Here is a 22,770-nt window from a genome sequence, read left to right on the forward strand (position 1 = left end):
AGGCGCCGCAGATGACCGCATCGCAAGCACCTCGGATCGCCAAAACCTTCGGCACCGACCACGATCGTCCGGCCAGCCTCGACAACCCGCGCTCACCGCGCCGGCCCAAGGGTGGAAACTTCGAGAAGAACGCATGGCTGTTCATGCGCTTCTCCGGTATTGCTCTGATCATCCTGACCATCGGTCACATGTTCATCATGCTGGCGTGGGACAACGGCGTGCACCGCATCGACGCCTCCTTCGTCGCAGCCCGGTGGAACGAGCCGTTCTGGCAGGTCTGGGACCTCTCCATGCTGTGGCTGGCTCAGCTGCACGGCGGCAACGGTGTGCGCACCGTGATCGCCGACTACTCCCGCAAGGACTCGACCCGGTTCTGGCTGAACGTTCTGCTCGGCCTGTCGATGATCCTGGTGCTGCTCACCGGCACCTACGCCCTGCTTACCTTCGACGTGAACAGCGTCTAGACCCGGCCCGAATCGGAGCAATAAACACATGCAGGAACATCGTTACGACGTAGTCATCATCGGCGCCGGCGGCGCCGGGATGCGCGCGGCCATCGAGGCCGGACCCCGTGCCCGCACCGCGGTGCTGACGAAGCTCTACCCGACCCGCAGCCACACCGGCGCGGCACAGGGTGGAATGTGCGCAGCACTGGCAAACGTCGAAGAAGACAACTGGGAATGGCACACGTTCGACACCGTCAAGGGTGGCGACTACCTCGCCGACCAGGACGCAGTCGAGATCATGGCCAAAGAGGCCATCGACGCCGTGCTCGATCTGGAGAAGATGGGGCTGCCGTTCAACCGCACCCCTGAAGGCAAGATCGATCAGCGCCGCTTCGGTGGACACACCCGCGATCACGGCAAGAGCCCGGTTCGCCGCGCGTGCTACGCCGCCGACCGCACCGGCCACATGATCCTGCAGACGCTGTACCAGAACTGCGTCAAGCATGACGTCGAGTTCTTCAACGAGTTCTACGCACTCGACATCTGCCTCACCGAGAACGAGCAGGGTGAGCAGGTGGCCACCGGTGTGGTCGCCTACGAACTCGCCACCGGTGAGATCCACGTCTTCCACGCCAAGTCGATCGTCTTCGCCACCGGCGGTAGCGGCCGGATGTACAAGACCACATCCAACGCCCACACCCTCACCGGCGACGGCATGGGCATCGTCTTCCGCAAGGGCCTGCCGCTCGAGGACATGGAGTTCCACCAGTTCCACCCGACGGGTCTGGCCGGCCTCGGCATCCTGATCTCCGAAGCCGTCCGAGGCGAAGGCGGAATCCTTCGCAACGTCGATGGTGAACGCTTCATGGAGCGCTACGCACCGACCATCAAGGACCTCGCACCCCGCGACATCGTTGCCCGTTCGATGGTGCTCGAGGTCCTCGAAGGCCGTGGCGCCGGACCGAACAAGGATTACGTCTACATCGACGTGACCCACCTCGGCGAGGAAGTCCTCAACGAGAAGCTCCCGGACATCACCGAGTTCGCCCGTACCTACCTCGGTGTCGACCCTGTCACCGAGTACGTGCCGGTGTTCCCCACCTGCCATTACGTCATGGGCGGTATCCCCACCAAGATCAACGGTGAGGTGCTGCGCAACAACGACGAGATCGTCCACGGTCTGTACGCCGCCGGCGAATGTGCCTGCGTCTCGGTTCATGGCGCCAACCGTCTCGGCACCAACTCGCTCCTCGACATCAACGTGTTCGGCCGTCGCGCCGGCATCGCGGCCGCCGAGTACGCGCTGTCCACCGACTTCACCCCGCTCCCCGAGGCACCGACCGCCATGGTCGATGACTGGCTCGAGACGATCCTGTCCGAGCACGGACACGAGCGCGTCGCGGACATCCGCTCCGAACTGCAGGCCACGATGGACGCGAACGCATCGGTGTTCCGCACCGACGCGACGCTCACCAAGGTCCTGGGCGACATCCACGGCTTCAAGGAGCGCTACAACAGCATCCGCGTGCACGACAAGGGCAAGCGCTTCAACAGCGACCTGCTCGAGGCCATCGAGCTGGGCTTCCTGCTCGAGATGGCCGAGGTCACCGTTGTCGGTGCGCTGAACCGCAAGGAAACCCGTGGTGGGCATGCGCGTGAGGACTTCCCGACCCGCGACGACGTCAACTACATGCAGCACACGATGGCCTACAAGAAGGGCGACGGACTGATCGCCCCGATTGAATTGGACTACAAGCCCGTGGTCCAGACCCGCTACGAACCGATGGAGCGGAAGTACTGATGACTGCCACCACTGATACCGCTGTCCGGCACGACGATCCGCCGTTGCCCCCGGTCCCTGAAGAGGCGACCATGGTCACGCTCAAGATCAGCCGGTTCAACCCGGAAGATCCTGACGCCCAGGGCTTCGAGAGCTTCCGGGTCCCGGCTCTGCCGACCGACCGCCTGCTCAACCTGCTGCTGTACGTGAAGGGTTACCTCGACGGCACGCTGACGTTCCGTCGGTCGTGCGCCCACGGCGTCTGCGGCAGCGATGCCATGCGGATCAACGGCGTCAACCGGCTTGCCTGCAAACTGCTGATGAAGGACATGCTCCCCAAGGACAAGTCCAAGGAGATCACCATCACGGTCGAGCCCATCAAGGGCCTGCCCGTCGAGAAGGATCTCGTCGTCGACATGGAACCGTTCTTCGACGCATTCCGCGCCGTGAAGCCGTTCCTGATGACCAGTGGCAACGAGCCGACCCGCGAGCGCATCCAGAGCCAGACCGACCGCGCCCGCTTCGACGACACCACCAAGTGCATCCTGTGTGCGTGCTGCACCACGAGCTGCCCGGTGTACTGGAACGAAGGCAGCTACTTCGGTCCGGCCGCGATCGTCAACGCTCACCGGTTCATCTTCGACAGCCGTGACGAAGGTGCCGCCGAACGTCTCGACATCCTCAACGACGTCGACGGCGTGTGGCGTTGCCGCACCACCTTCAACTGCACCGACGCCTGCCCGCGTGGCATCCAGGTGACCCAGGCGATCCAGGAAGTCAAGCGCGCGTTGATGTTTGCTCGCTAGATCGCACTGATCTGATCTGACAAAAAATGGTCGCCGCCCTTTCGAGGGCGGCGACCATTTTTTGTGGTCGAACCGGCGATCAGTAGTGGTAGGTATCCGACGGTGCCGGCATGTGGTCCGGATCGTCGAACTCCTCGCTGAACTCGATGCCGTATGCGCGGGCCAGATCCAGGATCTTCGTACCGCGGGCGATGCGCGGCAGATCCGATCCGTTGCGGATCTCACCACCATCGCGCTCGTATTCGGCGAAAAACTCCAGGGCCCAGGCGATCTCTTCATGCGACGGCGACAGTCCCTCGTTCACCGCGGCGCACTGATCGGGTGTCAGGCAGATCTTTCCGGTCATGCCGAACTCCGCACTGACCGCAGTGGCCTCGCTGAGCTTCAGTGCCGACGAGCCGACCGTCGGCCCGTCGATCGCGCTCGGCAGGTGTGCCGCCTTGGCCGCGATCGTGAACCGCGACCGGGCGTAGGCCAGCGTCGCCGGCTGATCACCGAATCCAGTGTCTCGACGGAAGTCGCCGATCCCGAAGGCCAGCCGGAAAGTTCCCTTGGCCGAGGCGATCTCGCTGATCCGTTCGAGGCCGCGCGCGGTTTCGACCAATGCCACGATCGGCACACCCGGCAACCGCTTGGCCGTTTCGGTGACATGGTCCACCGACTCGACCATCGCCAGCATCACGCCACCGACCTTGACTTCGCTCAGAGCGGCCAGATCCTCGGCCCACCACTGGGTTCCGAAACCGTTGACCCGCACCCAGTCACGATTGCCCGCGGCCAGCCACTCGGTGACGTGGTCGCGTGCGGCAACCTTGTCCTTCGGGGCCACCGCATCCTCGATGTCCAGAACGATGATGTCGGCACGCGAATCAGCGGCCAGTTGGAAGCGTTCACTCTGCAAACCGTGGACCAGGAGCCAACTGCGAGCCAGCACCGGATCGATGCGTGTCCCGATGTCGTCGGGGTTGCCCGCCGGGGCAGGGATCTTGGAGTCATTCACAAATGACCATGATCCCCTACTGACCGAGGTCGACGCCATCCTCATGGGCCATCCAATGCACCAGGCGATGCAACGGGTACATCGCATCGTGTGGATTGCCGATCGTGCTCGGACCCGCCTCGCCCAGGTGAACGATGCGCTGTGCACCGCCGCTGGCGAGCCGATCGCGGTAGTCGGACATCCGGTCGAACGGGTAGAACCCGACGGTCTGGGTTGCGACGTTGACGTACTTCATCGCGTCGTCGAGGGAGTCGACCCGCACCACGTTGGCGGTCTTGTTGATCGGATGGAAGTCAACCGGCTCGTCCGAACGGATCACCAGGCCGGTGCCGTCGGTCTTGCCCCACACCCGGAACTCGTCGTCGAGCATCATCAAGGTGTCGACCTGTTCGCGCAGGTCCATCTCCAGCGGCCGACTGTCCCCGGACTCCGCCGCCTTGGCGACGATCCGTGCATGGAGGCGATCACAGAACCGGTCGGCGTCTTCCTGGTTCGCCTCGACATGCACAAAGCGGCTGGCCACGCACGCTTCCTGATTCAGGATCATGACGTCGGTCGCAGCCAACTCGGCAGCGAGGTCCAGCGACTCATCGGAGGCAAATGCTTCCTTGCCGACCATCGAGATCGAGGTCTTGGGGTCGAACGACACCAGCTGGAACCCCGGGCCGAGGTATTTGATCACGTTGTTGATCGCGTCGCCGCCACCCCACGCCACGATCTTGTCGTAGTACTGCGGGCGATAGAGCACTCGCTCCACCTCGTCGTCGCCACCGCGCCAGTAGACCGCCGACATGGACTTCACGATCGCGTGGTCCGGATCGATCTCGGCCATGGTCCGCAGGATCGCGACGGTGGTGAACGGATCACTCGATGACATCTTGAACAGGTTGACTGCCTTGACCATCGCACCCTGGGCGATGGACTTCACGGCGACACCGGGCGAGTTGCCCGGCAGGACATGAACCAGGCGCGGAGCGAACGCACGGACAAAACTCTTTCGACCGGTGAAGTCCCCCTTCGGGATCCACTCGTCGAGTGCTTTGGGGTCGGGGAAGTTCTGCTCCACGACGGTCTCGAGCACCCGCTTGTCGAGATAGGCGGCAGCGCCCTGGACCTGTGCCTCGAGTACCCCGCGCGGCAGAACGTGCGTGGAGGCCATCCGGTCGATGCAGTCCTGCACAAACGGGTTGCAGGGATCCTTGATGCGCCGGCCGGTCTCGACGAGGAAGTCGATGATCTCGGCGAGCGGCACGTTGAGCAATGGTGGCAGTTCGGTGCGCGGGTGCACCACCTTGTCCATCGCGATCCGTGGAGTGGTGAACGTGACCCCGAGATCGCGCGACCGGTGCGCGACCTCCCGGCCCTCGAACAGTTCGCCGCGCAGGAAGAATGGCGCCGAGACCGCGGTGTCCACTGCCGCCCGGTCGGTATCGATCGTTGTCATGACAGACCTCTCACATATGCGTCGACGGTGCCTGCACAGCCGATCTTGTCGTCGCCCTTGATATCCGCATAGCGGGCGATGTTGTCGCGGATCGATGCGCCCTTGCAGCCACAGGCACACGGACTGAAGTCGAGCGAGATCTTATCGCCGGTGATGACCCCACCCCACCGGCCGTCCAGTGACAGATCGAAAAAGGCTGCCCGCCCTTCGATCTCACCGGTCTCGTGTGGAAGCAAAGTGTCACCGGACTCGTCCAGGACGAAGGGAACAATCCACGGCGGTACGTGATAACGCTCCCCCGCTTGGCATTTGGGCATTCCGGAGTTGAGCTCCTGCATCGAGTAGTTCTGGAAATCCCGGTTCGCCGGAATGTTGAACGTTTGGTGGACGAACTCCTGATAGTCGGGTGGCAGCTGCGCCCGCTTGAGTCCGCCGCCGACGTAGATGCAGTTGTCGGGATGAAAGTCCTTCGCGGAGAAGCCCATGTCTCGCACGAGCTTGGCCAGCTGATACAGCGAGTTCCACATTCCCGAGATGTAGAGCTTTTCGTGGCGATACTCGATGAGCGCCTCGGCGCCACTGATCATCGCCTTGTCGAGGCCTTCCTGACGCTCCAGGGAGGTCCGCTCGAAGTCGGCAAGTTCTTCGGGTCGGGCGGTGCCATCGGCGATCTTCTTGCGCAGCACCACCATCCGGGTCAGCGAACCGACTGTGATCGGTGGGATCGGCAACCGAAACCGCTCCCGGGCCGGATCGCCGAATGCCGCGAGCTGAGCCCCCGCGATGACCTCGTTCTTGGGGACGGACGCCGTGGGCGCCAAACCCATGATCCGCCGGTCCGCGGCCGGTTCGACGCCCGACCCCCACGAGAAGACGTTGACCGTGTCGATCCGCGACCACGCCATGTCTTTCTCGGTGGCCGGCAACATCGCCGATTTCCCGGTGGTACCGCTGGAGCAGGACACATAGTGCCCGGCTGCCGCGAGGCGCCCGATCCACTCGTCGATGTCACCGATGTCGGCGGTCTCGATCGGGCTGATGGGATACGGGGAGACCGTCCCGAGCCATTTACCGAGCCGGTCCCACCTCTCCTCGATCAGGAAGCTCTCGGGATAGCTCTTGTACGCGGTGTGCGGAAACAGCAACGCCACCATGTCCTCGCGGCTGCGGACCTCGGTGATACCGGCCTCGCGGGCCCGGTGACCGAGCAGTTTGATGCGATCTCTTCGTTCCGCGAAGCGCTCCTCGAGCGCTTCGATCTGGGTCGGCAGCAGGTCAGCAGGCGAATGGTCGAAGCGGTCCTTGGCATCAACCAAACTCACCAGCTTCTCGGTGGCTGAAGTCACTAGGTCAACCTTTCAACTATGTCGAGCTGATTCCGTTTAATGGCACCTTATGCGTATCATTACTACTCGTAAGCGATGCTCATGGCAAGAGGCAACTTCGGCGAGGGTGCGATGACGAACACGGATCCATCGGTTCACCGTGGGGCAGGCCGCCCCACGCGCGAGCAGGCAGAAGCACGCCACCAAGAGCTACTCGACGGAGCGCTCGACCTGTTTCTCGAACACGGATACGAACTCGCGACGATCGAGATGATCGCCGCGAGGGTTCACATGACAAAGCGCACCGTCTATGCGCGCCACCCCGACAAGGCCTCCCTGTTCCATGCCGCCACGCAGCGTGCCATCGAACGGCAGGTCGTGCCCGACGACGCACTCGCAGATGCCGACAAAGGTGACCTCGCCGAAACCCTCGAGACGATCGCCCGGCTGCGTATCCGCCAGGTGATGACACCCAATGGTGTTCGGCTGCAACGCATCATCAACACCGAGAGCTACCGGTTCCCCGAGCTGTTCGCATCGAACTACCGGCAGAGCGCAAAACCGGTGATCGACTTCGTCGCCGGCCTGTTCGACCGTGCGGTCATCGCCGGACACATCGCCCCCACCGACTCCGACCTCGCCGCTCGGGCGTTCTTGAGTCTGGTGGTCGGCGGCTGGGTGCGTGCCATTGTCGCCGGCCGAGAACCGACCCCGGCAGAGCTGGACGAGCAGGTTCATTTCACCGTCGGCCTTCTACTCAACGGCCTACGAGCACGATGACGACACACGAGGAGACAACCATGGAACTCGATGCGAATAGTCCGGTCGCTGTCGTCACCGGAGCCAGCGCAGGAATCGGGAAGTCGACCGCCGGCAAACTGGTGGCGATGGGCTGGCAGGTGATCGGTGTGGGCCGCGACCCCGGTCGTTGTGCGATCGCCGAGGCCGAGATCGCCGAATCAGCGGGCGCCGGCGGGAGATTCAGCATGCTGCGCGGCAACTTCGACCTGATGGCCGACGTTCAACGCGTGGCCACCGAGATCACCGAATTGACGAACCGCGTCCAAGTGCTCATCAACAATGCCGGCGGTGTACGGGATCAACGGATAGTCACCACCGAAGGCACCGAGGCCACCTTCGCCGCCAACCATCTCGCCCCCTTCGTGCTGACCAGAGAATTGATGCCGCTGCTCGTGGCGAATACCGACGGTTCGGTTCCTGGTTCGACACGAGTGGTCGCGGTGTCTTCCAATGCCCACAAGATGAGCCGCGGGATCGATTGGGACGACATGCAAAGCCTCACCGGGTTTCGTTCTGCCGCGGCCGCATACGGGCAGGCCAAGCTCGCCAACATCTTGTTCACCCGCGAACTGGCGCGGCGGGTGGCCGCCGATGGGATCATCGCCCAGGTCATGCACCCAGGCGTGGTTGCCAGCAACTTCGCCTCGCACGGAGACGAATACATGCAGGCGCACATGGCTTCTGCCGACACCGTCTCCCCCGATGAACCCGCCGAGACACTCTGCTGGCTGGCCACCGACCCCGAAGGCGGACACGACAGCGGACGCTACTTTCATCGCAAACACGAAGAACAGCCCACCGCGGTCGCCCTCGACGATGTCGCGGCGGCCCGTCTGTGGATCGAGAGCGAAAAACTATTGGCCGCCCTAGGTATATAGACCTGGCCAGCTGAGTGGCCTAGAAGGGTGGCGGCTTATCGTCGACTTCGATGGGGATCTCGTGGGTCTGTTGCACGGGCTCCACCGCTGGTTCTTCGAGCCTTCGACGATTGCGTTTCCGTTCAGCTTGTCGCCGAGCGTGTTTGCGGGCCAGACGAGTGCGCGTGCGGACCTGGGTATCGCCAGCCGCAGATCTCGATCTCGTGCCGGTCCATGTCATGGCGGTCAGTGCGGGGAACAAGTCCTCCCCTGTCCACGCCGGGCCTTCGAAGCGCTCACCTTCCGGGCTGACGAAGACGACCCTGCTTCGCCCGTCTTCGTCGAGCTCCTGAACGTCAATCCACTCACCAAACGACTTCAGCAGGTGGTGGAACTTGCATAGGCACTTGGTGTCTTCCGGGCAGGTCTGTCCCCCGGCATCGGGGTTCTCATGGTCGTATTCCTCGGTGTGGTCGATCTCGGATCGCCATGCCGGTCGATTGCAGCCGGGAAAGACGCAGTACGCATCGCGAATACGCACGAACGCGCCCAAGGCTGTTGATAGCCGATAAGGATTCGACCGCATGGTCATCGGCATGGGCGATGAACCGGTGCCGCGAATGTAGACGCGTTCACTCCCTGCGGTGCAACACTGCCGCCTTGGTCTCATCTCTGTATCGGGACAAGGCGACGGCCGCGGCTTGGCAGGTGGAGCCTCACAGCCGGCAACGATCGGACCGTTCTTGGTCCTCGGCGTGGCTGCGGATTCAGCGTTCGCCGGGCCGGTCTCCGCATCAACTGGTTCGGGTTCGACAGCCACCTCCGATCCGTCATCGACTGCTTCGCTGGGAGCGAGGCTCAAATACTGCGTCGCAGCAGAATCCTTCGCATTGCTGTCACCGAACTTGGTCAACCGTTTCCATTCGGCGAGTCGTTCAGCTGTTGTCGTCTCCGGAGCACGGTCGGGAACCTTGGGCGCAGACGCACTCACATTCGCCCTCGACGCATTGTTGCCGGCCACGTCTTCAGATGCCCGATTCTTGACCAACTCGCCGCCGAGTGGCCGAATCCGCGCATCGCGACGGCGAGCGATATCACCGGCGTGATCACCTGAGACCACTCCGTGGCCATCGATGAATCCAGGGTTACTCGCCCGTCCTTCTGCAGTCGCCTGATCCATCACCACATGAACAATGAATCGTGTCGACCCATCCGCGTCATCGCTGGAATCACGAAATGCGTACTCACACTCCTCATTGCCGCATTCACAGGCGAAATCGACACCCATAGTCGCGCAAAAAAGCGCATCAGAAAGTCGTTGCGGCTTGGTTCTGGGGTCAGCATTGCACACCTGGACCGCCAGCTCTTGAACTCGCTTATCCAACAACAACGCATTCTCGGCTGTCATGGAAGCGACAATGTCGGCCATGCCGTCTTGGGTGGGATATCGCCGGAAGCTCCGGCCATCCTTGGCTCTTTCGCGACGTTCTCGAACGCCTTCTGGATCATGCCGAAACACGATCTGATCGACCATGTTCCGCATCCGATCGATCGACCACGACCCGTCGCGCCACAACATCTCGGCAATCTCAGCATCAATCGCCGCTGCCCACGGCATACCCTCGACAAGCTCTGTGCGCGAGATGATGTCGGAAATATGATGCGGTGCAACTCTGCCCGATTTCAATGCATGGTTGACGAGCGGCAACCGGTCGCGCAACGCCAGTGCACGCCGGAGTACCCCATCAGCGGACCCCGGAGTCAGGTTCAGGCACGCGGCGATTCGCGCGGAGCATTGCGCCCATCCATCAAGTTGACGGAGATCCTCCGTCTCGGCAGGCTTGGCAAGCTGCCGATGAATCTCCGCCGCAGTGGAGTATTCCGCCCATGCCGCATAGCCTTTCGCGTGAGCAACCTTCCGTAGCGATCGCACCAACTCCTGCGGACTCAACAGAGACGGGGACGACACACCCAGGTCCCCGAACGCTGCTTCCACTTCATTCTCGAACATGTGTTCTACTATGCCACGGGCCTACGACAGCACCTACGACAGCACGACTGCGTCGAACCCAAATCTGTGGATAGCTGTCGGGACTGTGGATAGACCCCGACGATCAACGGGACACCCGCAGTTCGTCGCCGATTCCGTCTGCCGATCGCCATACCTACGACTGATTTAGTCGAAATGTTACCGATTTGGAAATCATTCCATCGTTGCTCAGCGCCAACACTACGAAAATCGTAGTGTGAGCGTGTTCGAATCCCTCACCCTCGGGAGACAACCATGGCCATTACGGAAGTACCGGGTCCGACCGTTCCGGACAAAGGCCTGCGCGCCGGGGCCCTCGGACTCTTCGGCAACGTCGTCATCGGACTCTCGGCGGTCGCACCCGCCTACAGCCTGGCGGCCACACTCGGATTCGTCGTCGCAGCCGTGCACGAGAAGGCGCCGGCGATGTTCGTCCTGGCCTTCATACCCATGTTGCTGATCGCCTTCGCCTACCGGGAACTCGGCGACGACACCCCGGATTGTGGCACCACCTTCACCTGGGGCACCAAGGCTTTCGGTCCGTGGGTCGGCTGGATCGGCGGCTGGGGTCTGGCCGTATCGGCGATCATCGTTCTCGCCAACGTGGCCGAGATCGCCGGCGTCTACCTGCTGAAATTCCTGAACCTCGACTCATGGGCGGAGACGCTCTGGATCAAGGTCCTTCTCGGGTCCGTCCTCATCGTGATGATGACGTGGGTCAGCATCCGCGGCATCCTGATCAGTGAGCGAATGCAGAACGTGCTCATCATCATCCAGTTCGGCGTTCTGATCATCGCCAGCGTCATCGCACTGTTCAAGGTCGGATTCGACAAGGCCGGTCCGCAGGCCATCGACCCGAGCCTGTCGTGGCTGTGGCCCAGTGGGCTGTCCGCCTCGTCCATCGCCGAGGCGGTAATCCTGTGCATCTTCATCTACTGGGGCTGGGATGCCTGCCTGGCCATCGGCGAGGAGACGAAGGACTCCGCCAAGACACCGGGCCGCGCCGCGGTCATCACCACGATCATCCTCGTGTGCACGTACGTCCTGGTTGCCTACGCCATTCAGTCCTTCGCCGGATTCGGTGAGGAGGGAATCGGTTTGAACAACCCCGACAATACCGATGACGTCCTCACCATCCTCGGCGATCCCGTGGCCGGTTCGGTGATGGCATCGCTGTTGCTGCTGACGGTCTCGATCTCCGCCCTGTCATCGACCCAGTCGACAATTCTGCCCACCGCCCGCGGAACGTTGTCGATGGCCGTATATGGCGCCATCCCGAAACGCTTCGCGAGTATCCACCCTCGATACATGACACCGGCATTCGGCACAGCGGTCATGGGCGCCTCGGCACTGATGTTCTACGTGGTGCTCTCCCTCGTCAGCGAAGACACACTCGGCGACTCCATTGCGTCCCTCGGCCTCGCCGTCGCGTTCTACTACGGCATCACCGCATTTGCCTGTGTCTGGTACTTCCGGCGGACACTTTTGCAGTCGGCCCGCAATCTGTTCTTCCGCGGAATCTTCCCGCTGATCGGCGCGCTCGCCATGACGTGGGCATTCATCCAGAGCGCGATCGACATGTATGCCGTGGACTACGGATCCACATCGGTCGGCAACGTCGGCGGTGTGTTCATCATGGGCGTGGGCATGCTGGTCCTCGGTATCCCATTGATGTTGCTGTGCTTCGCTTTCGGACCCAAGGACTTCTGGAAAGGGAAGACCCTCAATGCCGACACCGAAGTCAAGGTGCCCGATGTCTACTGAGACCATGAGGCTGACAGTGGGTTACCTCTACACCGACACCGGAGACGACGGGGTCAACCTGGCGATCGCGATCGCGACATCGACCGGCGCCGCCATCGACCTGGTCTGCGTGGTCCGCGCAATCGAGCCCGACGGCACACCGGGCCGCACCGGATTCCAGGAAGCCCTGGTCAACAAGGCACAGAAGTGGCTCGAAGAAGGCGCAGAAGACATTCCCGACGACATCGAGGTCACCTTGCACACCCCGGTGGGCGAGTCATTTCCGCAGGCGCTCATCGACTTTGCGGTGCAGTCCGAAGCCACGATGATCGTTGTCGGTGGAACCAGCGACGGCATCTTGGGCAAACACACACTCGGCAGCATCTCCTCGGCGCTCACCCATGCCTCCCCGGTACCGGTGGCACTGGCTCCTCGGGGCTACACGGTTTCCGGGCGCCCGGTCATCCCCACCCTGACAGTCGCCATCCCTACCACCGAGTCCAAGGACAGCCCACTTCCCTTCGCCCTGGATGTGGCAAAGAAGGCGGGCCTGAATCTTCGACTGCTGTCACTGGTTTCACACGATGACGTACCCGGTGAGGACGAGGAGTCGATGGCTGTCCGGCAACGTCATATCGCAGCGGCAACCGAGAATCTCGAACTCGCCATGAAGAGCTGCGGTGACACCATCGAGATCGAATCCCTTGTTGCCGAAGGCAATACCGTCGAAGAAGCTCTCGAACAACTGAACTGGTCCCGCGGCGATGCCCTGGTCATCGGATCCGGACACCTGGCCCCGCCCCGGCGTGCGTTCCTGGGATCCATGTCGGCGCGCATCCTCAAGAACACCAACGCACCCATCGTCGTCGTGCCCAAGGACTACACCCCCTGACCCCCGACACCCGGGCCTAGGAGTCGAATCCGAGGCCGACGGCGTCCATTGCCTTGAGCCACAGACCGCGGCGACCCTGATTCCGGTCGGCGCGGGCGAACGCACGACGCGTCATGGTGATCCCGAACCAGCGCAGCGGCTCCGGCGGGAACGGGATCGGTGTGGACCGCACCATGTTCAAACGTGTGCGTTCGGTGTCACGTCCATCGACGAGGTCGAGTGCGGTTCGGGCGCCGAAATGTGCCGCCCCCACGCCGAGTCCGGTGAATCCCAGCACCGAGCAGACCTTGCCACCCATGCTGACGTCCCAGAAGTTGTTGAACCGCGAACACGTATCGATGACGCCACCCCACGTATGGGTCGCGGTGATGCCTTCGAGTTGTGGGAACACCTGCAGCAGGTGTTCGGCGAGCAGACCGAATTCGCTGGGCTTCTGGGCACGACGCGGATCGGTGTCACCGCCGTAGTAGTAGACCGCATCCCAGCCACCGAACAGGATCCGGTTGTCGGCAGTGAGACGGAAGTAATGGAAGCGATTCCCCGAGTCCGCCAGCCCCTGACGTCCGGACCAGCCGATGTCGGACAGTTGTTTGTCGGACAGTGGTTCGGTCATGAGGGCGTAGTCCCACACCGGCACCATCAGATAACCGAGCCTGCGCCGCAACGGCTTCGAGGCCGACGTGGCCACCACCACCCGTGTCGCATCCACACTCCCGTATCCGGTCCGGACCGCTACCCGATCCCCCACCGAGGTCAACGACGTCACCTTGCTGTGCTCGAAGACCCGGACCCCGAGACGCTCCGCCGCCGCGGCCAACCCCCATGCCAGTTTCGCCGGGTCGATGATCATTACGTCCGGGTCGTACATCGCGCCGTGTGCCAGGGGGCTGCTCACATGCTTGGCGAGTTCGTCGCGGCCGAGGAAGCGCAGCGGCTGGTCGAGCCGGCGCCCTTGATCCACAACCTCTTTGAGTCCGGACACCTGCCATTCGAAACTCGCCAGGTTGAGCTCGCCGGTTCGCTCGGCATCAGCGTCGATACCGAGCCGGCTGATCGTATCGGAGATCGCATCGAGCGTCTCGACTCCCATCCGAAGCAGGTCCGGGAGTTCGTCTTCGTAGCGCTCCATGCCGTTGACCAGCCCATGGGTCAGGCTCGCCGAGCAGAACCCACCGTTGCGACCGGATGCACCCTCCGCGATCCGATCTCCTTCGAGGAGAACAACCGACCGCTGCGGGTTCGCCTCCGCGGCCTGGACCGCAGCCCACAGGCCGGTGAAACCACCTCCGACAACAACGAGGTCGGCGCTGCGCCGCCCCGACAGACGAGCCCGCGCGGCCGGGCGCTCCGGCCTGTCGAGCCAGTACGGAGCCGGGGTCGCACCGGCCACCATCGCAACCCCACGCGCGGTGGGCTGCAGTGCCCACTTCGCCTCCGATCCCGCGGTGTTCATCGGGGAAGCGTGAAAATCGTTCGGTGCCATGGCTTCTGCGTCACTCCCGTGATGTCGCTCATCACATGTTTGATGGTGAGGTATTCATCGAGCGAGTAGGTCGACATGTCTTTACCGAAGCCCGATGCGCCCATGCCGCCGTGCGGCATCTCGCTGATGATCGGGATGTGATCGTTGATCCACACACATCCGGCACGGATGTCTCGGGAAGCCCGTTGTGCGCGATACACATCGCGTGTCCACGCCGATGCGGCCAATCCGTAGACGGTGTCGTTGGCCCTGCGTAGTGCATCGTCGTCGTCGTCAAAAGCACTGACGGTCAGGACCGGTCCGAAGATCTCGTCCCGGTACACCTCCGCGTCTTCGGGTACATCGGCGAGAAGGGTTGGGGGGTAAAAGGCACCCGGGCACTCGGGCGCCCGGCCACCGGTGACCACCCGGATCCCGGCCCCACGTGCGCGGTCGACCATCGCGGCTACCTTGTCCCGATGTCGCAGCGAGATCAGCGGTCCCATGTCGGTCGCCGGATCGGTGGGATCACCGACCCGCACCTTCGACATCAGTTCGCCGACACCGGAAACGAAGTCGTCGTAGAGCGCACGGGCGACGATGGCCCTGGTCGCCGCGGTGCAGTCCTGGCCGGAGTTGATCAGCGCGCCCGCCACGGCACCGTGGATCGCGGCCTCGAGGTCGGCATCGTCGAACACCACAAACGGCGCCTTGCCACCGAGTTCGAGCTGAACCCTGGTGCCGTGGGCGGCGGCCTGCGACATCACCTGCCGCCCAACGCCGGTGGACCCGGTGAACGTGACAAGATCCACCCCGGCGTGACCGGCTATCGCGGCACCCACCTCGGCGCCGGTTCCGGTGAGCACGTTGAAGACACCGTCTGGGATACCCGCCTCCGCGGCGAGCCGGGCCAGGGTGAGGGTGGTCAAGGGGGTCAGCTCGGCGGGCTTGAGTACCACCGTGCAGCCCGCGGCCAACGCCGGGATCACTTTCCACACCGCCATCTGCAGCGGGTAGTTCCATGGCGTGATCGATCCGACCACACCCACAGCCTCTCTTCGAATCGACGACGTGTGGTCGCCCGAGTACTCGGCACTCGCCTTACCCTCGAGATTGCGGGCCAGTCCGGCGAAGAACTCGGTGTTGTCGACGGAGCCCGGGACGTCGAACTCGGTGGCCAAGCGGGTCGGCTTGCCGGTCTGACGCACCTCCTCGGCGGCGAGTTGATCAGCAGCGGCCGACATCGCGGACGCCAATGACGACAGTGCCGCACTCCGCTCGACGGGCGTTGCACTCGACCACTGCCCCAGTGCATTTCGCGCAACGCCGACGGCGTGGTTCACATCCGCGGCGGTGGCCAGCGTGGTGGATGCGACGGCGACACCGGTCGCCGGATCGACGACATCGTGAGCACCACCGGCACCGGACAACTCGCGTCCGTTCACCCATCCGGCGGCAAAAGTTGTTGAACCGGTCGTCATATCAGTCCTCGCGGGCGATCGTCTTCGGTAAGGGGTTCGGCACCACCCTACCGAGTGACTGCGCATTTCGCGATCAATACCGTCCTTCGACAGCGAATTTCCTCCGAATCGGTTGCAGACTATTGCGGATTCCGTAGCATGTGAAGCGCAACAATCGAACCGGACAGCGCATCGAGAAGAATCGGGGCCATGACCGAGCAACCAATAGTCCTGGACAACATCTCGAAAAAGATCATCGAAGAGCTACAGGCCGACGGCCGTCGCTCCTACGCCTCGGTGGGCAAGGCGGTCGGACTCTCGGAAGCAGCGGTGCGCAACCGGGTTCAGCGCCTGAGCGAGGCGGGCGTCCTCCAGATCGTGGCGGTGACCGATCCGATGCAGGTGGGCTTTGCCCGGCAGGCGATGATCGGAATCCGTTGCACCGGAGACACAGCCGCGCTGGGCGAGGCACTGGCAGAGGTCGACGAGATCGACTACGTGGTTCTCACAGCCGGATCATTCGATGTGGTCATCGAAGTGGTCTGCGAGAACGACGAGCATCTGCTCGAAGTACTGAACAAGAAGGTGCGATCGCAGCCCGGCGTGACCGGGACAGAGACGCTGGTCTACCTGAAATTGGTCAAACAACAATACAATTGGGGTACCCGATGACCGAAGTCGAGAACACCACCACTCTCGGCGCCCGCTCGGCGCGCCATCTGTGGGGTCACTTCTCCAGGCACGGAGACAGGACCACACCCCCGGTCATCACTCGCGGCGAGGGCGCCCGGATTTTTGACGACCGTGGCCGCAGCTACCTCGACGGACTGTCGGGACTTTTTGTGGTGCAGGCCGGACACGGCCGCGTCGAGCTGGCCGAGGCAGCGGCCAAGCAGGCCAAGGAGCTCGCCTTCTTCCCGCTCTGGTCCTATGCGACACCGCCGGCCATCGAATTGGCCGAACGCCTGGCCCACCACGCACCGGGAGACCTCAACCGGGTCTTCTTCACCACCGGCGGCGGCGAGGCCGTCGAAAGCGCGTGGAAGCTGGCGAAGCAATACTTCAAGCTGACCGGAAAGCCCGGCAAGCACAAGGTCATCTCGCGGTCGATCGCCTATCACGGCACACCGCAGGGCGCCCTGGCGATCACCGGCATCCCCGCACTGAAGGAAGCCTTCGAGCCACTCACACCGGGCGCATTCCGAGTCCCGAACACCAACTTCTACCGCGCCGGTGAACACGGCGACGACCCCAAAGAATTCGGTCTCTGGGCGGCCAATCGCATCGCCGAGGCCATTGAATTCGAGGGACCGGACACGGTCGCGGCGGTCTTCCTCGAACCCGTGCAGAATGCCGGAGGCTGTTTCCCGCCGCCGCCCGGTTACTTCCAGCGAGTCCGCGAGATCTGCGACAAGTACGACGTCCTCCTGGTCTCCGATGAGGTGATCTGTGCGTTCGGCCGGATCGGTTCGATGTTCGCCTGCAACGACTTCGGCTACGTCCCCGACATCATCACCTGCGCGAAGGGCATGACCTCGGGCTACTCCCCGATCGGCGCGATGATCGCGACGGACCGACTCTTCGAGCCCTTCGACGACAACACCACATCGTTTGCCCACGGTTACACGTTTGGCGGACACCCGGTTTCGGCGGCTGTCGCGCTGGCCAACCTCGACATCTTCGAGCGTGAGGGTCTCAACGACCGCGTCAAGGAACTCGCGCCGGACTTCCGGCAGACGCTCGAACGCCTGCACGACCTGCCGATAGTCGGCGACGTGCGAGGCGAGGGTTACTTTTACGGCATCGAATTGGTGAAAGACAAAACCACCAAGGAAACATTCACACCCGACGAGTCCGAGCGGGTCCTGCGCAATTTTCTGTCGACGGCCTTGTTCGACGCCGGCCTGTATTGCCGTGCCGACGATCGGGGAGATCCGGTGGTGCAACTTGCACCTCCATTGACCTGTGGGCAGACCGAGTTCGACGAAATCGAAGAAATCCTGCGGTCGGTATTGACCGAGGCGTACACAAAGATCTGATTCCGGGCCGAGCAGTTATCGTGTTGCGATCAGACTGAATTCAAACGGTGGCCACCTGGTCACGCCAGGGCACACTCGATCCCATGACAGAACTGATTGACTCCCCGGCCACATCGACGAACCACCACGCGCTGGCGGTGACGAAACTCGGCGAACATCTCGGCGCCCGGGTGGACGGTGTCCGACTGTCCGGTGACCTCGACGACGCGACCGTGCAGGCGATCCGCACTGTCCTCGCGACCCACAAGGCCGTGATCTTCACCGGTCAGCATCATCTCGATGACAACAGCCAATATGAGTTCGCGTCGCTGCTGGGGACGCCCACCAAGGCGCACCCGACCGTTCTGTCCCGCGGTGCGGATCTGCTCCCCATCGAGGGCGCCGCCAACTCGTGGCACACAGACGTCTCGTTTGTCGACCGGATCCCCAAGTTCTCCATGCTGCGCTCCACCGACCGGCCCGCATACGGCGGCGCCACGATCTGGGCGTCGACGGTGGCCGCCTACGCCGGGCTTCCCACGCCGCTGCGCGTGCTGGCCGACCAATTGCGGGGCGTGCACACCAACAACTACGACTACGCCGAACATCTGACCACCGGAGTCGGCTCCGACCCCGCCTATCGCGCAGAGTTCGTCCAGAATGCTTTCCAGACCGAACACCCCGTCGTACGGGTACATCCCGAAACGGGCGAGCGAGCCCTGACACTGGGACATTTCGTGAAGTCGTTCGCCGGTTTGAAGACCTCGGAATCCACGGATCTACTGCGATTGTTCCAGGCCCGGATCGAGCGTCCTGACAACACTTTCCGCTGGAACTGGAACGACGGGGACGTGGCGATCTGGGACAACCGTTCCACCCAGCATTACGGCGTGGCCGATTTCGGCGATCAATTCCGTCGGGTGAACCGCGTTACGGTTGCCGGCGACATCCCTATCGGCATACATCATGATCGGTCGACGATCATCGAAGGCGATGCGACCGAATACTCGGTTGTCGAAACGCCACAGCCGCTGGTCGGATGGGTGCCGGCAAGCACGGCGAGTATTCGCGGTTTTGCCGACGAGTAATCGAACAGCTATTCAACCCGGATAATTGTCTTCGGCACAACTGAACGAGTAAGCACCAACTCGGTAACACCGAAAGTCCAGACACGCGTTCATCTGCGGATAATTGTTCTGAACGCATACGATTGCCGGGATGACTACGGCATACAGACGATCCATTCGCGCATTTGCCGTGGTCACCACGGCAGCGCTTGTCGCAATTCCGGCGTTTCTGATTCCCGCGGCCACTGCGGCACCGGGCGATGGCGGGGCACTCGCGCAGGCGCCCGTGGTGGCCTTTCCCACCCTCGGCCGGGATTCGACGGTGGCGATATACGGCGAGCAGGGTGAGACTTCTCTGACCCTTCCGGTCCCGCCCGGTCTCACTCCGGCCGCAATACAGGCCACGGCGGCGGTGCCTCCGAACCTGCAGCGAGCAACCCTCACCGCGATGCAGGGCACCGACACCCTCACCCGCGTCGAACTGCCGGTGGGGGCACCTGCACCCGTCACGATCGGACTGACCGGCGCGAAGATCGTCGACAACGCCATTGCGCTCACACTGCGAACCGATCTGGTTCCGATCGAGGGCACATGCGTCGTCGACACGGATGTGCCGGTCGCCCTGACGGACGCCGCGGTCAACTTCGTCGCCACTGAGTCCAGACCACAAACCATTGCCGACTTCTTGCCGCCGGTGCTCGAGAAACTCACCATTGCCATTCCGGCCGCACCCACCCAGGCAGAATCCGACGCCGCCGTTGCCTTGACCGCGTCTGTGGTGTCCCGATACGGCTCACAACCGATCGATGTTGCGGTGCAACAACTCCCCGATGGCCAAGAGGCCCTGGCCGGACTGTCGGCGGCATTCGAGCGCCGCATCACCATTCTCGAACGTCCGGAGAGTGCCGTGACGCTCCTGGGTTCTGTCGGGGTTCCGACCCTGCTGATCAGCGGGCCGGCCACCGATCTGACCAATCAGACCAACCTGCTCACCAGCAACCTGTCGGAACTTGCAGTCAGTTCCAAGGCCGTCGCCGGCCCACTGCAGGTCACCCCCCAGTTACCTCCTTCATCGACCACACTGCTCGCCATCGGTGAACCAGGTCAAAGCGCCACGGCAATAACCAATCCCCAGGTCACCATCGGAATCGATCAGACGCGACTCGGCCGCAGCGCGAAGGGCATCAGGGTCAACCTGAAAGGCTCGTACACCCCGTTGCCACCGAATTACGGAGGGCAGGTGGTGATCTCGGTCGGAGACACCGTGATCAGCCGATGGGCCACCGAAGCAGACGGTGTCATCGATACGTGGGTCGACCTACCCGATGACCTTCTCCAGCGTTTCACGGATCTGACCGTGGCCGTCGATGCCGCCGGAAACACCGGCGGTTGTGGCCAGAGTGCCCCTCTCACCCTGACCATCGACGGAGACAGCCCGGTCCAGAGCACGAACGCGGACCCGCCGCTTCCGACCGGCTTCCAATCGATCCCGCAGGCGATGATGCCGCAGATCGAGGTGGGAATCGGTCCCGACTCCTTCGCGGACACGAGCCGAGCAGTGACCATCGTCGAAGGTCTGCAGCGCCTGAGCGCGGTACCGATCAGCACCACGGTGATGCCGTTGGAGCAGGCACAGAACTCGTCGAATCCGGCGATCCTGATCTCCGCGGACAGCTGGGATGACGACGACCTGGTCCTTCCGGTGAGCAAGACCTCCTCCGGTCCGATCGAGCTGACCGGAGTCGACGGCAACAACACCCCGACGACACTGACCCTGGAACCAGGTGTGAATTTCGGCTCCTTGCAGACGGTGTTCGACGGCACCCGCACCGCGCTGGTCGCCACCTCGACCGACGCACCCGGACAGTTGGATGCCTTGCTGGACTGGCTCGACGAAGATGAGGACCGCTGGGCCACCCTGCACGGCGATGCGATTGTGCAGGTACCGGACCGCGACCCGATCACGGTGATCGCCGACGGCGCGGCAGCACCGCAGCAGTCCGACGACAACAACGATTCGGTGATCCGCTGGATCGCCGGGGGCGTACTCGTGGCCATCGCCATTGTGGTCGCGATCATCGTGTTGCGAAACCGCCGCCGCGAACCGGGGAGCTGATCGATGCCGGCCGCAGGATCGGAACTGCTGCCCAATCTTCCCCCGGTCTACCGAGTTGCCTTCCGCTGGACAGTGATCGGCGTGCTCACGCTGGTTGCCTTCTGGCCGAGCTTCGACAGTCTCATGGAGGAGACCTTCTCCGGTGCCATCGTCGGCTACGTCCTGGCCATCCCGTTCTTGACCTTGGTCGCCGCGCAAGGTGTGGCGAGGCGACGTGACGCCGAGTTGCCCATCCACGATCGTCAGACCGATCTCATCGTCGGATTCATGGGAATGGTCCTGGCGCTGCTCGTCAAAGGCGTACTGCTCGAACGGTATGCCGACCAATACCACTTGCTGCGGCTCGACATGCTGGCGATGTGGTTGTTCGTGGTCAGTGCTTCGGTGACGATGTTCGGTCTGCGCCCGGTCGCCCGGTTCGCCTGGGTGTGGCTGTTGCTCCTCGCAGCTTTCCCGATCGGGTTCCGCATCCTGGTGATATCGCTCGGTGGAACCCGGTACGCGGCAGGATTTGTCATGGTCTTATTGGCCGCTGCAGCCACCGCGCTCGCGGTCGGCCGGACCCGCCGCCGAGGATTCGTGGGCGCCGCCGCCACCGCTGTTCTCGGCAGCGCGATCGTGCTCGGGATGATGCTGCTCTTTCCGGACGCACGGGTCATAGCCTATGAACTGATCCCTTCGTTGACGGCAACAAGTGTGGTGTGTTCGGTGATGTACCTGAGTTCACGCCGAGGTGAGACCAAGGCACCGTTCAATGGGCCCATCAACTCGTTGTCGGCGAAGACCATTCAGCTGGCCGGCGCCCTGGTTCTGGTGTTCGCCGTGTTGTTGGCACTGATCAGCCCTCCCACCTCCTCCGCACCGCCGGTCTATCGCGAAGATGCGCTCGAGTTCGGCACGCCGCTGATCGCACCGACCGGATGGCAGACCACCGACACCAGCGAATTCGACTTCGTCAAACGGTTCTTCGGACGCGACTCAACCCTGATTCGCCAATACATGACGGCCGAGGAAGGAAATCCGGCGTGGGACAAGCTGTCCCGCCCGCGCACCGTGGTCGTCGACAGTGTCACCTCACCCTCGCCTGTCAGCTTCACCGTCTATCCCGACAGCGTCATCTACGACATGAAGGCAGTCCGTACCAGCGAGGGCCGCGAGGTCGACCTCGGAAACGGCGTCGTCGGTGAGATGTTCACCGTCATCGACGACACCCTGCACGTGACCTGGACGAAGTTGACGTGGACGTGGCGCAACAAGAGCCAGGCCCAACGTGTCACCCTGCTGACGGTCGACAACCACGATCCCGGCGCGCCTTTCCCCGAACCCGAAGACGCGCTGGTGTCCAACCTCAACACCGTGTTCATGGTCCTCATCCGCGGCAATTCCGTGGCGACCGACGACGACCCCGACTTCAAGGACGCCGGACTGCTGACCGTGTTCGGCCGGGATCTGGTGGCCACACAACTCGCCGCGGCGACGGAATCATCATGATCGAGTGGGGCGGATCCGGACAACCGCACAACG

General features: G+C 63.1%; 18 protein-coding genes. 12 read left to right on the forward strand and 6 right to left on the reverse strand.

Annotated elements, in window-relative coordinates; translation table 11 throughout:
* The first annotated feature begins 11 nt into the window (after window positions 1–11).
* Genes H290_RS0120395 through H290_RS0120405 form a run of 3 tightly spaced genes read left to right on the forward strand, consistent with a single transcriptional unit; the run spans window position 12 to window position 3,032 of the window.
* A complete protein-coding gene (locus H290_RS0120395) occupies window positions 12–464 on the forward strand; it encodes a succinate dehydrogenase hydrophobic membrane anchor subunit (protein WP_020108687.1) in 453 nt (150 codons plus the stop codon).
* 28 nt (window positions 465–492) lie between these two features.
* Window positions 493–2,247 (forward strand): succinate dehydrogenase flavoprotein subunit, encoded by a 1,755-nt coding sequence (gene sdhA, locus H290_RS0120400; RefSeq protein ID WP_020108688.1) that lies wholly within the window; start codon window positions 493–495, stop codon window positions 2,245–2,247.
* A complete protein-coding gene (locus H290_RS0120405) occupies window positions 2,247–3,032 on the forward strand; it encodes a succinate dehydrogenase iron-sulfur subunit (protein WP_020108689.1) in 786 nt (261 codons plus the stop codon). Before sdhA ends, H290_RS0120405 begins: the two co-directional genes overlap by 1 nt.
* 79 nt (window positions 3,033–3,111) lie before the next feature.
* On the opposite strand, the gene H290_RS0120410 is transcribed toward H290_RS0120405, so the two are convergent.
* From H290_RS0120410 to H290_RS0120420, 3 genes are read right to left on the reverse strand one after another with little or no spacing between them, the layout of a single operon-like run.
* Window positions 3,112–4,032: a CoA ester lyase gene (locus tag H290_RS0120410; protein ID WP_020108690.1), complete on the reverse strand. Its 921-nt coding sequence runs from the start codon at window positions 4,030–4,032 to the stop codon at window positions 3,112–3,114.
* Between the two features lie 16 nt (window positions 4,033–4,048).
* Window positions 4,049–5,476, reverse strand: a complete 1,428-nt coding sequence (locus H290_RS0120415) for an acyl-CoA reductase (RefSeq protein ID WP_020108691.1) — start codon at window positions 5,474–5,476, stop codon at window positions 4,049–4,051.
* Complete coding sequence (locus H290_RS0120420; protein WP_020108692.1) at window positions 5,473–6,822, reverse strand: hypothetical protein; 1,350 nt, start codon at window positions 6,820–6,822, stop codon at window positions 5,473–5,475. Before H290_RS0120420 ends, H290_RS0120415 begins: the two co-directional genes overlap by 4 nt.
* Window positions 6,823–6,903: 81 nt before the next feature.
* Between H290_RS0120420 and H290_RS0120425 the strand changes: the two genes are divergently transcribed.
* Together H290_RS0120425 and H290_RS0120430 are read left to right on the forward strand one after the other, a co-directional pair.
* Window positions 6,904–7,581 carry a TetR/AcrR family transcriptional regulator gene (locus H290_RS0120425; RefSeq protein WP_231373783.1) on the forward strand — a complete coding sequence of 226 codons (678 nt, stop codon included), beginning with the start codon at window positions 6,904–6,906 and terminating at the stop codon, window positions 7,579–7,581.
* Between the two features lie 20 nt (window positions 7,582–7,601).
* Window positions 7,602–8,480, forward strand: a complete 879-nt coding sequence (locus H290_RS0120430; RefSeq protein WP_028463453.1) for an SDR family NAD(P)-dependent oxidoreductase — start codon at window positions 7,602–7,604, stop codon at window positions 8,478–8,480.
* A gap of 19 nt (window positions 8,481–8,499) precedes the next feature.
* Here H290_RS0120430 and H290_RS30350 read toward each other — a convergent pair whose 3' ends face one another.
* A complete protein-coding gene (locus H290_RS30350; RefSeq protein WP_231373784.1) occupies window positions 8,500–10,410 on the reverse strand; it encodes an HNH endonuclease signature motif containing protein in 1,911 nt (636 codons plus the stop codon).
* Between the two features lie 333 nt (window positions 10,411–10,743).
* On the opposite strand from H290_RS30350, the gene H290_RS0120440 reads away from it, so the two are divergent.
* Both H290_RS0120440 and H290_RS0120445 read left to right on the forward strand, forming a co-directional pair.
* On the forward strand, window positions 10,744–12,252 hold the full coding sequence (locus H290_RS0120440; protein ID WP_020108696.1) for an APC family permease: 1,509 nt from the start codon (window positions 10,744–10,746) through the stop codon (window positions 12,250–12,252).
* Entirely contained in the window at window positions 12,242–13,123 is an 882-nt protein-coding gene (locus H290_RS0120445) for a universal stress protein (protein WP_028463455.1), read from the forward strand. The genes H290_RS0120440 and H290_RS0120445 overlap by 11 nt, the downstream gene beginning before the upstream one ends.
* 16 nt (window positions 13,124–13,139) lie before the next feature.
* On the opposite strand, the gene H290_RS0120450 is transcribed toward H290_RS0120445, so the two are convergent.
* Together H290_RS0120450 and H290_RS0120455 are read right to left on the reverse strand one after the other, a co-directional pair.
* Entirely contained in the window at window positions 13,140–14,576 is a 1,437-nt protein-coding gene (locus H290_RS0120450; RefSeq protein ID WP_020108698.1) for an FAD-binding oxidoreductase, read from the reverse strand.
* Window positions 14,573–16,066 (reverse strand): gamma-aminobutyraldehyde dehydrogenase, encoded by a 1,494-nt coding sequence (locus H290_RS0120455; RefSeq protein WP_020108699.1) that lies wholly within the window; start codon window positions 16,064–16,066, stop codon window positions 14,573–14,575. Before H290_RS0120455 ends, H290_RS0120450 begins: the two co-directional genes overlap by 4 nt.
* 189 nt (window positions 16,067–16,255) lie before the next feature.
* On the opposite strand from H290_RS0120455, the gene H290_RS0120460 reads away from it, so the two are divergent.
* The 5 genes from H290_RS0120460 (at window position 16,256) to H290_RS0120480 (ending at window position 22,737) form a co-directional block, all read left to right on the forward strand.
* Entirely contained in the window at window positions 16,256–16,717 is a 462-nt protein-coding gene (locus tag H290_RS0120460) for an Lrp/AsnC family transcriptional regulator (RefSeq protein ID WP_020108700.1), read from the forward strand.
* Window positions 16,714–18,084: an aspartate aminotransferase family protein gene (locus H290_RS0120465; protein ID WP_020108701.1), complete on the forward strand. Its 1,371-nt coding sequence runs from the start codon at window positions 16,714–16,716 to the stop codon at window positions 18,082–18,084. The genes H290_RS0120460 and H290_RS0120465 overlap by 4 nt, the downstream gene beginning before the upstream one ends.
* A gap of 83 nt (window positions 18,085–18,167) precedes the next feature.
* Window positions 18,168–19,151 carry a TauD/TfdA family dioxygenase gene (locus tag H290_RS0120470; RefSeq protein WP_051122157.1) on the forward strand — a complete coding sequence of 328 codons (984 nt, stop codon included), beginning with the start codon at window positions 18,168–18,170 and terminating at the stop codon, window positions 19,149–19,151.
* A gap of 130 nt (window positions 19,152–19,281) precedes the next feature.
* Window positions 19,282–21,246: a hypothetical protein gene (locus H290_RS29360; RefSeq protein WP_036519730.1), complete on the forward strand. Its 1,965-nt coding sequence runs from the start codon at window positions 19,282–19,284 to the stop codon at window positions 21,244–21,246.
* 3 nt (window positions 21,247–21,249) lie between these two features.
* Complete coding sequence (locus H290_RS0120480; protein WP_020108704.1) at window positions 21,250–22,737, forward strand: hypothetical protein; 1,488 nt, start codon at window positions 21,250–21,252, stop codon at window positions 22,735–22,737.
* The last annotated feature ends 33 nt before the right edge of the window (window positions 22,738–22,770 follow it).

The organism is Nocardia sp. 348MFTsu5.1 (genome assembly GCF_000383535.1).
In the GTDB taxonomy this organism is placed as follows: domain Bacteria; phylum Actinomycetota; class Actinomycetes; order Mycobacteriales; family Mycobacteriaceae; genus Williamsia; species Williamsia faeni.